Genomic DNA, 10950 nt, shown 5'->3' with positions numbered 1-10950 from the left:
AGCCATGATCAAACTCTTCAATTTAAAAGTTTGATGCTCAAAGAATTAAACTTCGTAATGAATTACGTGTTCACTCTTGAGACTTGGTATTCATTTTTCGTCCGAGGACGTTAAGAATCCGTATCTTCGAGTGCCCACACAGATTGTCTGATAAATTGTTAAAGAGCAGTGCCGCTTCGCTTTTTCTCAGCGGCGCGGGGTGTGCATATTACGCTTTCCCGCTTCAGAGTCAAGCGTTTATTTTCGCTTTTCTCCGTGAGGTTCTGGTCTGAACCCCGCTGACCCGGCGGCCTGTGTGCCGTTGTTCCGTGTCAGTGGTGGCGCATTATAGGGAGTTATTTCTGCCTGACAAGAGGAAATTTAAAATAATTTTCTGAGTGCGCACTTTTTATTCTTTGCGTTTATTTTGCCGACGATTTGTTGGTTAAATGGGCTATTTCACGGGCAAAGTGCGCAACCTGCTCCCAGTCGGTGTACACCACTTCTTTACTGGTATCCGTTTCGCCGCCCGACATCTTCATAATAAGCTTGATCATCAGACGGTCATACCAGCGATAACGGGGATAGCGAAGCGCGCCTGCAATGACGGCACAGTAGTCAGGTCGCCACGGAGAGCTCATTAAAAACTTACGCGCGTAGCTGTTAGTCTGCGGCGTCCGTTTTTCAGCTTTACGCGCCACCAGGTTAACGGAATAAAAGGCGCTCGGCATTCCGTTCAACCGCGTGGCGTATTTCTTAACGAACTCCTGAAAGGCGCTGTGGTAATGACCATAACGAATAGACGCGCCAATCACTACGCGATCATAGCTATCCCAGTCCGGCTCTTCTGCGCGATGCAGATTAACGACATCGGCCCAGATCCCCATCTCTTTGAGTTCAGAAGCCAGATAAGAGGCAATTTCGCGCGTTTGTCCGTCCCGGGTAGAGAAAAGAATCAATGTTTTCACGTGTTACTCCATTATTCACGCCAGAAAGTCGGGGTAAAAAGTACCAGCAAAGTGAATACTTCCAGACGACCAAATAGCATGTTGGCGATGAGTATCCATTTCGCAACCGGATTCATACTGGCGAAGTTATCAGCAACCACCCCCAGCCCCGGTCCCAGGTTATTAAGCGTAGCCACTACCGAGGCGAAAGCCGAGAAATCATCTACGCCTGTAGCGATAATAGCCAGCATACTGACGATAAATACCAGCGCGTAGGCAGAAAAGAATCCCCAGACGGCTTCCAGAATACGTTCTGGCAGTGCCCGGTTCCCCAGCTTAATACTGTAAACGGCATTCGGATGCACCAGACGTTTGAGTTCGCGGTTCCCCTGTTTAAACAACAACAGAATACGGATGACCTTTAACCCCCCGCCCGTTGACCCGGCGCAACCGCCAATAAACGCGGAACATAGCAGCAAGACGGGCAAAAACAGCGGCCAGCGCGCAATGCTGTCCGTGGTAAATCCTGCCGTTGTCGCCATCGACACGACCTGGAAGAATGCCTGATTTAGCGTTGTCAGCGCCGAGTCGTAGATATTATGGAACCACAGTACCAGCGTGCAGATCACCACCAGCGTCAACTGTACGCCGATGAACATGCGGAATTCCGGATCGCGCCAGTATACTTTCAGGCTACGCCCGCTTAATAAAGAGAAATGCAGGCCATAGTTACAACCGGAGATCAGCAGGAAAATAGCGATGATGGTATTAATAGTGGGACTATCAAAATAGCCTACGCTGGCGTCATGCGTTGAGAAGCCGCCGATAGCGATAGTGGAGAAGCTGTGTCCGATAGCGTCAAACGCGGGCATCCCTGCAAACCATAGCGCCAGCGCGCAGGCTACCGTTAGCAAGACATAGATAAGCCACAGCGTTTTCGCCGTCTCGGCAATACGCGGGCGCATTTTGTTATCTTTGAGCGGCCCCGGCATTTCTGCCCGATAGAGCTGCATCCCCCCGACGCCGAGGATAGGGAGAATCGCCACCGCCAGCACAATGATCCCCATACCGCCAAACCATTGCAGCATCTGACGATAAAAGAGAATGGCGTGCGGTAATGAGTCCAACCCCACCAGCGTAGTGGCGCCCGTGGTGGTTAACCCGGAGAACGATTCAAAAAAAGCATCGGTAATGGTGAGGTTTGGGCTTTCCGAGAAAATAAACGGCAGCGCACCCACGCTGCCCAGCACGGTCCAGAACAACACCACGATAAGAAATCCTTCGCGGGATTTCAGCTCGCCCTTTTCCCTACGGTTTGGCCACCACAGTATGGAACCGATCGCCAGCGCGACAAAAAAGGTCTGCGTGAACGCTCTTCCTGCGCCATCACGATATATTAGCGCTACCAGTCCCGGGAGAATCATTGTCCCCGAAAATAAGATAACCAGTAGTCCAACGATTCGGGTAATGGCGCGAAAATGCATCTCTGCCGCTTCCTTTATTCTTAAAAATGAGGTGGGGATTATTCTTCAATCGCTAACAATTGCAATGAACCACGGCTAAAATCCGCCAGTTTTGTGGAAAATGCATTCACATGAGCAAAAGGAAGCGCCACCCTGAGCCGAACAGACGCCTGATAATCGCTGGAAACGATCTTCCCGGCAAACTGTCCTAATAATGCTTCGATTCCGGCCAACTGACCGTACTCACACTGCAAAGTATATTCGGTTAATGGCGTCTTGCGTTGTGTGGCAAGCTGACGTAATGCCTGATTCACACCGCCGCCATAGGCTTTTACCAGCCCGCCCGTACCCAGCAGAATACCACCATAGTAGCGCACGACGACGGCAGTAATTTCTCCGACGCCGCTGCCCATCAATTGCGCAAGCATCGGCTTGCCTGCCGTTCCCGCCGGTTCGCCGTCGTCTGAAAAGCCCAGTTGCTGTGAGTCGTCCGGCGCACCCGCCACCCACGCCACACAATGGTGGCGCGCATCAGGGTGCTCAGCTCTGACTGACTCAACAAACGCTTTCGCCGCGTCTACGCCATCGGTATGCGCCAATAGCGTAATAAAGCGGCTTTTTTTGATCTCTTCAACAACGGTGACCGGCGCTGCAGGGATTAACCAACTGTCCATTACGCCAGTTTTAAATCCCGCGTCATGTTTTCCACGCCGTTTTCGTGGATGACCACGTTATCTTCAATGCGAATACCGCCGAAAGGCTTGAGCGCTTCAATTTTCTGCCAGTTGAAGTGCTTGCTGAACGGGCCTTCGCGCCACGGCGCTAACAGCGATTCGATGAAGTAAATCCCCGGTTCGATGGTCAACACCATTCGCGGCTGTAACACACGCGTGCAGCGCAGATACGGGTATTTGGACGGCGCGGCGAGATGCGTACCGGAATCATCCTGCATAAACCCGGCCACATCGTGTACCTGCAGACCCAACGGATGACCAATACCGTGCGGCATAAACGGCCCGGTAAGATCATTTTCCACCATCGCCTCTTCACTCATGTCGGTAATGATTTGATGTTTACGCAGCAGCTTCGCGATGCGTTGATGGAACTGAATATGATAATCCACATAGCTGACGCCCGCCTTCATGGTAGCGATCAGCGCCAACTGTTCGTCGTTAACATCTTTCACCAGGTGGGCGTAGTCGTTATCGCTTTTCGCCGACCAGGTCCGCGTCAGATCCGCCGCGTAGCCATTGTATTCCGCGCCCGCATCCAGCAGGAAACTGCGCATTTCAGACGGTGCCTGATGATCCAGTTTCGTGTAATGCAGCACGGCGGCATGTTCGTTCAGCGCCACAATGTTGCTGTATGGAACATCAGTATCGCGATGTCCCGTGGCGGTCAGGTACGCCAGGTTGATGTCAAACTCGCTCATGCCGGAACGGAAGGCCTCTTCCGCCGCCCGATGACCGCTCACCGCCATTTTCTGCGCTTCGCGCATACAGGCCAGTTCATAATCCGTTTTATAGGCGCGGTAGTAATGCAGATAGTCGATAACACCTTTCGGGTTGATGTTGCTGGCGGCGATATCCAATTGTAGCGCGCGCTCAGGAACCGGGCCGATATAGCCGATATTGCCACGCGCGGCAGGCAGCTGGCTGCCGATGCCATCCGCTTTCGGTAAGGCGACGACCTCGACTTCTTCTGTCCAGAATGACGTTGGCAGCGGTTCAACGTTATGCCAGTAATCGACCGGCAGATAAAACCACAATTTGGGTTTGTTGACGCCATCGACCAGCAGCCAGCAATTTGGAACCTGAGTTACCGGCACCCACGCTTTAAACTGCGGATTGACCTTAAACGGATAAGGGTGATCGTCGAGAAAGACGTTGAAAAGCTCGCCGGAATGAATAAGTAACGCATCCAGCTTAAAGCGCGCCAGAACATCGCGCGTCCGTTCTTGTAAGGTAACAATATGATTTTTATAGAGCGCGGCCAGTGATTCCATTTTTTACCCTTCTGTTTTTTTGACCTCAAGTTTCCGCATCTTAGCACATCGCCCCACGAGAGCGTGATCTCTGCCGAGCGTGATCACATCGGCATTTCTTTAATCATTTATTTGCATTTTATTAACACAAAATACACACTTCGCTTCATCTGGTACGACCAGATCACCTTGTGGATTCAGGAGACTGACATGCTTTATAAAGGCGACACCCTGTACCTCGACTGGCTGGAAGATGGCATCGCCGAACTGGTGTTCGATGCTCCAGGCTCGGTCAATAAACTCGACACCGCAACCGTCGCCAGCCTCGGCCAGGCGCTTGAGGTGCTGGAAAAGCAACACGATTTAAAAGGGCTGCTGCTGCGCTCTAATAAAGCGGCCTTTATTGTCGGCGCGGACATCACCGAATTTCTTTCACTGTTCCTCGTCCCCGAAGAGCAGTTAAGCCAATGGCTGCATTTCGCTAATAGCGTCTTTAACCGTCTGGAAGATTTACCCGTACCGACCCTTGCCGCTGTAAACGGCTATGCGCTGGGCGGCGGGTGTGAATGCGTGCTGGCCACCGATTACCGTCTGGCGACGCCAGACCTCCGTATCGGTCTGCCGGAAACTAAACTGGGCATCATGCCGGGTTTCGGCGGCTCCGTTCGTCTGCCGCGTATGCTGGGCGCAGACAGCGCGCTGGAGATTATCGCGGCAGGTAAAGATGTCGGTGCTGAGCACGCGCTGAAAATCGGCCTTGTGGACGGCGTGGTCAAACAAGAGAAGCTAATTGAAGGCGCGATAGCGGTGTTACGCCAGGCCATTACCGGCGATCTCGACTGGAGAGCTAAACGCCAGCCGAAACTGGAACCGTTGAAACTCAGCAAAATTGAAGCGGCGATGAGCTTTACCATCGCTAAAGGCATGGTCGCACAAACGGCGGGTAAACATTATCCGGCACCGATGACCGCAGTGAAAACCATTGAAGCCGCCGCACGTTTTGGTCGTGAAGAAGCGCTGAATCTGGAAAATAAAAGCTTTGTTCCGCTGGCGCATACCAATGAGGCTCGTGCGCTGGTCGGTATCTTCCTCAACGATCAATATGTAAAAGGTAAAGCCAAAAAGCTGACCAAAGATATTGAGACGCCGAAACAGGCAGCCGTACTGGGCGCGGGCATTATGGGCGGCGGTATCGCTTACCAGTCGGCCTGGAAAGGCGTACCGGTTATCATGAAAGATATCAACGATAAATCGTTGAACCTCGGCATGACCGAAGCGGCCAAGCTGCTGAACAAACAGCTGGAGCGCGGCAAGATCGGCGGTTTGAAGCTGGCGGGCGTCATTTCGACCATCCACCCGACTCTCGATTATGCCGGTTTCGATCGCGTAGATGTTGTTGTCGAAGCGGTAGTCGAAAATCCGAAAGTCAAAAAAGCGGTACTAGCGGAAACCGAGCAGAAAGTGCGCCCGGAAACCGTGCTGGCCTCAAATACCTCCACCATCCCAATTGGCGAACTGGCAAGCGCCCTGGAACGTCCGGAAAACTTTTGCGGAATGCACTTCTTCAACCCGGTACACCGGATGCCGCTGGTTGAAATCATTCGCGGCGAGAAGAGTTCAGACGAAACCATTGCCAAAGTCGTCGCCTGGGCCAGCAAAATGGGCAAGACACCGATTGTAGTCAACGACTGCCCCGGCTTCTTTGTTAACCGCGTGCTGTTCCCCTATTTCGCCGGTTTCAGTCAACTGCTGCGCGACGGCGCGGATTTCCGCAAAGTCGATAAAGTGATGGAAAAACAGTTCGGCTGGCCGATGGGCCCGGCCTATTTGCTGGATGTTGTCGGCATTGATACCGCGCATCACGCGCAGGCGGTAATGGCGGCAGGCTTCCCGCAACGGATGCAGAAAGAGTATCGCGACGCGATCGACGCATTGTTTGACGCCAGCCGTTTTGGGCAAAAAAACGGTCTGGGCTTCTGGCGCTATAAAGAAGACAGCAAGGGTAAGCCGAAGAAAGAAGAAGATGCCGCGGTGGATGACCTGCTGGCAAGCGTCAGTCAGCCGAAACGCGACTTCAGCGACGACGAGATAATCGCCCGTATGATGATCCCGATGATTAACGAAGTGGTTCGCTGTCTGGAAGAAGGCATTATCGCAAGCCCGGCGGAAGCCGATATGGCGCTGGTCTACGGCCTGGGCTTCCCTCCGTTCCACGGCGGCGCATTCCGCTGGCTGGATACACAGGGCAGCGCGAAATATCTTGATATGGCGCAGCAGTATCAACACCTCGGCCCGCTGTATGAAGTGCCGGAAGGGCTGCGTGATAAAGCGCGCCATAACGAACCGTATTATCCCCCGGTTGAACCAGCCCGTCCGGTTGGTTCTCTGAAAACGGCTTAAGGAGTCACAATGGAACAGGTTGTCATTGTCGATGCTATTCGCACCCCGATGGGCCGTTCGAAGGGCGGCGCGTTTCGCAACGTGCGGGCAGAAGATCTCTCCGCCCACTTAATGCGTAGCCTGCTGGCGCGTAATCCGTCGCTTACAGCGGCGACCCTCGATGATATTTACTGGGGCTGCGTACAACAAACGCTGGAGCAAGGCTTCAACATTGCCCGTAACGCCGCGCTGCTGGCAGAAATTCCCCATTCGGTACCGGCGGTCACCGTCAACCGTCTGTGTGGTTCCTCGATGCAGGCGTTACACGATGCAGCGCGAATGATCATGACCGGCGATGCGCAGGTTTGTCTGGTTGGCGGCGTGGAGCATATGGGGCACGTGCCGATGAGCCACGGCGTGGATTTTCACCCGGGTCTGAGTCGCAACGTCGCCAAAGCGGCAGGGATGATGGGGCTAACGGCGGAAATGCTCTCCCGCCTGCACGGCATTAGCCGGGAAATGCAGGACCAGTTCGCCGCCCGCTCTCACGCTCGCGCCTGGGCCGCTACCCAGTCTGGCGCATTCAAAACGGAGATTATCCCGACTGGCGGTCATGATGCAGACGGCGTGTTGAAGCAGTTTAGCTACGATGAAGTGATCCGCCCGGAAACCACGGTCGAAGCGCTATCAATGCTGCGTCCGGCATTTGATCCGGTTAGTGGCACGGTCACGGCGGGCACCTCATCCGCGCTTTCCGATGGCGCAGCCGCCATGCTGGTAATGAGCGAAAGTCGTGCCCGTGAGCTGGGCCTGAAACCTCGCGCCCGTATTCGCTCAATGGCAGTGGTGGGTTGTGATCCGTCAATTATGGGTTACGGGCCGGTTCCGGCGTCAAAACTGGCGTTGAAAAAAGCGGGACTGTCAGCCAGCGATATCGATGTGTTTGAGATGAACGAAGCGTTTGCCGCACAGATCCTGCCATGCATTATGGATCTGGGATTGATGGAGCAGATAGACGAGAAGATCAACCTCAACGGCGGCGCGATCGCGCTTGGTCATCCGCTCGGCTGCTCCGGAGCACGTATCAGCACCACGCTTATCAACCTGATGGAGCGCAAAGACGCGCAGTTTGGTCTGGCGACGATGTGTATTGGTCTGGGTCAGGGCATCGCCACGGTGTTTGAGCGGATTTAATCAAAGATAATATCCCCTAAATAACTCGCATTGCAGCGCAGCGGCAACTGAGCGAATCCCCGGGCACATAGATAACTATGTGCCCGGGGTGAGCAAAGGCAGCCAACAAAGAGGCTGCGCGAATTATGACGGGAAACAGTTTAGTTGCCGTTTTTCCCGCCCGTCAGGGGCGGGTTTTTTCACCATATGGCCCGCTCTACTCAGTAAGCGCTTTGGTCAGGCTAAATGGCATAGCCTGATATCCACGCGCACCATGTATTTGCATTTCGACCGCAGGTTCTTTTTCTCCCCATCTGAACTCTTCCAGATACGGATTAGGCAAGCTGGTAAATGCGCCTACCGACAAATCAAACGCACCACCTGCTGTTGCGGAATACACGAACACAGAATTCTTGTCAGTCTGGTACTCGGTGATAGAGGTTACCGGGCTAAACCACTCGTTCCCGCGCTCTTTACCGTATTGCCAGATCTGTTGGACGGTCTTGTTTTTCTGGTCGATTTTGTAAATCACGGAGCGGCTGTATTTCATACTCTGCATAGCAGGCTGTTCTAAGCCGCGGCCATCGCCATTGTCGAAAGCGGAAAGGTATAAGATATCGCCTTTACTCTTACTATCAATTTTAAAGGCCGTATGTTGCGTCCATGTCCAGTCGAAGTCACCCTCGCAGCCACTGTCCTGGCAAGCAATTTTTTGGCCTTTGCTATCCACTGGCGTCAGAATTGCGGCATTAAATGGCGCTTTCCAGCCAGCAGGCGTACCCAGTATCCACTTCACTTTCTTATCGCGGCCGATTTTGATAATCGCACTCTGGTGGCGGGAGCTGATGATGATGGAATCATCTTCACTGTCATAGTCGACACTGTTGACATGCGCCCAGTTGCGGCCAGCCCCACTACCCACGATATCCCCGAATTTGTCGGAGGAGTCCAGCGCCGCCAGATCTTCTTCGCTCAACGTATGGCCGGACTGGCTGGCGTCGATATTCAGGCACACAGCGCCCTGATCGAGGGTTTTCATTATCACATCACGATAAGGATCGAGGATATCAAACAGACGCCATTCATCCACTACCACGCCGTTCTGATCAACTTCGGCAATCACATCACGCACGGTACGAACATTTTTCCCATCAGGGCGTTTATAGTTAGAGCTGGCTACACGCAGGAAGTAGTGACCGTTGGCCGCGTTATCCATTGAGTGTGAAAAATCGTTATAATTATCCGGCAGGCGGCGGTTAAAGATTTCACGCCCCATGATATCGTATTTCACATAACGCTGACCGTAGCCCCACGATAGTGCGCCATCCTGGTTTTGTTTAAAGCCCATCATAACGCCAGCACGATAAATTGACTTTAAATCATAAATTGAACTTGGATTCATAAACCAACGAATATCACCGGAGGTGTCGATAATAGCGTTAGCTGTAGTGAAGTTCCATTCTAATGCACCCCCAGTAGGGTTGTTCCAGACAGTACGCGTTCCATTCCCAGACTTATCTTTCGTATTATTCAAAAGATACAAGCGATCTTTAAATTCTGGGGAAACCTTTTTAACATCGATAGTAAAGAGTGCTGATTGTTCTTCTTTTGTACCCGCTGATTCAATATAGGCAGGCGGTGCATACATTTTATAGCTTTCTTTTATATTTTCGGTTTTACTACCCTGGATCCTTGTATATTCAACTTCAACGGTATTGACATAATCTGGGTAAAGACCAAAGACGGGGATACCGCCATACGTTAAAAGGTATTTATTATTAACTTTATACGCGATCTCCTGGCCATTTTCTTTGGGGACAATCCGTACATGCACGTCACGTAACTGGTAACCGCCATTACGAATAACGGCGGTTAGCGGCGCGATATCATAGGGGTTCATAACAACTTCGCCAATTTTTCCCTGGACCTGATAGTCCACTTTAGCGCCGCTGGCGCCGCCGATGGCGAAAGCAGTAGAAGGTACTGATGACAAAATTGCAACAGATAATGCGAGAGAAGTTAAAGCATATTTAAATTTCATAACACTCTCCATCTTATAAATAAATAACTAACTTTCCATTTTATGTTTCTTTTATAAAAATAAATGAAGCATATATAATTAACTATTTTTATTGATAGCCTCAGGACATAATATTACTTAATTTATTACACGCAATACAAAGCCTGTAGATATTCAATATCATAAGGTTTTATAGTTGACGATTAATTAATATTTAAGAGGACTTTTAGGTAGGCTAACGTAAAAAGGGACGCTACTGCGTCCCATAAAATAGTTAAATAAATGCGAACGCATCGCCAAACAGACGATCTTCCCGCGCGTTACGCTCATGACAGAACAGATCGCGGGCGATTTTCGCCATCTCAAAACGTCCGGCAATATAAATATCGTGCCCCGCCAGCGTACCATAATCCTGCAATACCGCCGTAAGTACCGTTCCTGTACGTCCACGCCAGCCTTCTTCCGGCTGCTCGACAACAGGTTCAATACGCAAATTCGGATGGTTAACAGAGAGTGCTTCCAGCTCAGAGAGATCATAGAGGTGCTTTTCTTCGCGACCACCCCAGTAAATGGTAACATCGCGGTTCGGGTTGCGCGCTAACGCCGTCAACAGGATGGAGCGCACATAAGAAAAGCCCGTACCGCCCGCGATCAGAATCAACGGACGCTCTTCATCGTCACGTAGCCAGGCGTCGCCATGCGGAATATCGACGACGATTTCCCGGTCTTTCAGAATCCGATCCATGACCGCCATCGCATACAGATTGAGCTCGGAGGCGCCAATGTGTAATTCAATAAACCCTTTCTCGTCCGGCGTTGAGGCCATCGAAAACGGGCGTTTGTCACGCTCGTCCATTACGACCATCAAATACTGACCAGCGCGGAATGTAAACGCCGCGTCCGGCACTAAACGAACCCGATATACGGTATCGGTGATAGCTTCTACCGAGGTCACTTTACAGCTTAAGGTTGTCATGCGCTCCCTCTGTCGGGTGTCGGGTCAAT

General features: G+C 51.9%; 8 protein-coding genes. 2 read left to right on the top strand and 6 right to left on the bottom strand.

The window, feature by feature from the left end; genetic code table 11:
• Positions 1-401: 401 nt before the first annotated feature.
• The 4 genes from hemG to pepQ are packed head-to-tail and all read right to left on the bottom strand — an operon-like array spanning position 402 to position 4394.
• Entirely contained in the window at positions 402-947 is a 546-nt protein-coding gene (hemG, locus tag ACH0WD_RS20995; protein WP_000853982.1) for a menaquinone-dependent protoporphyrinogen IX dehydrogenase, read from the bottom strand.
• A gap of 11 nt (positions 948-958) precedes the next feature.
• Entirely contained in the window at positions 959-2410 is a 1452-nt protein-coding gene (gene trkH / locus ACH0WD_RS20990) for a Trk system potassium transporter TrkH (protein WP_000545688.1), read from the bottom strand.
• A gap of 38 nt (positions 2411-2448) precedes the next feature.
• Positions 2449-3063, bottom strand: coding sequence for an IMPACT family protein (locus tag ACH0WD_RS20985; RefSeq protein WP_000378897.1), 615 nt, complete (start codon positions 3061-3063; stop codon positions 2449-2451).
• On the bottom strand, positions 3063-4394 hold the full coding sequence (gene pepQ / locus ACH0WD_RS20980) for a Xaa-Pro dipeptidase (RefSeq protein ID WP_000444529.1): 1332 nt from the start codon (positions 4392-4394) through the stop codon (positions 3063-3065). The genes ACH0WD_RS20985 and pepQ overlap by 1 nt, the downstream gene beginning before the upstream one ends.
• A gap of 189 nt (positions 4395-4583) precedes the next feature.
• Here pepQ and fadB point away from each other — a divergent pair, with 189 nt between their 5' ends.
• Both fadB and fadA read left to right on the top strand, forming a co-directional pair.
• On the top strand, positions 4584-6773 hold the full coding sequence (fadB, locus tag ACH0WD_RS20975; protein WP_000966006.1) for a fatty acid oxidation complex subunit alpha FadB: 2190 nt from the start codon (positions 4584-4586) through the stop codon (positions 6771-6773).
• Between the two features lie 9 nt (positions 6774-6782).
• On the top strand, positions 6783-7946 hold the full coding sequence (gene fadA / locus ACH0WD_RS20970) for an acetyl-CoA C-acyltransferase FadA (protein WP_000438781.1): 1164 nt from the start codon (positions 6783-6785) through the stop codon (positions 7944-7946).
• A gap of 196 nt (positions 7947-8142) precedes the next feature.
• On the opposite strand, the gene ACH0WD_RS20965 is transcribed toward fadA, so the two are convergent.
• On the bottom strand, positions 8143-9966 hold the full coding sequence (locus tag ACH0WD_RS20965) for an aryl-sulfate sulfotransferase (protein ID WP_000669889.1): 1824 nt from the start codon (positions 9964-9966) through the stop codon (positions 8143-8145).
• A 253-nt stretch (positions 9967-10219) separates the two neighbouring features.
• A complete protein-coding gene (fre, locus tag ACH0WD_RS20960) occupies positions 10220-10921 on the bottom strand; it encodes an NAD(P)H-flavin reductase (protein WP_000209838.1) in 702 nt (233 codons plus the stop codon).
• Positions 10922-10950 lie beyond the last annotated feature (29 nt).

The sequence above is a fragment of the Salmonella sp. 2020_1395 genome (genome assembly GCF_043848115.1).
Classification (GTDB): domain Bacteria; phylum Pseudomonadota; class Gammaproteobacteria; order Enterobacterales; family Enterobacteriaceae; genus Salmonella; species Salmonella enterica.
Note: the sequence above shows the minus strand (reverse complement) of the source record. Positions and strands in the feature narration are given on the sequence as shown.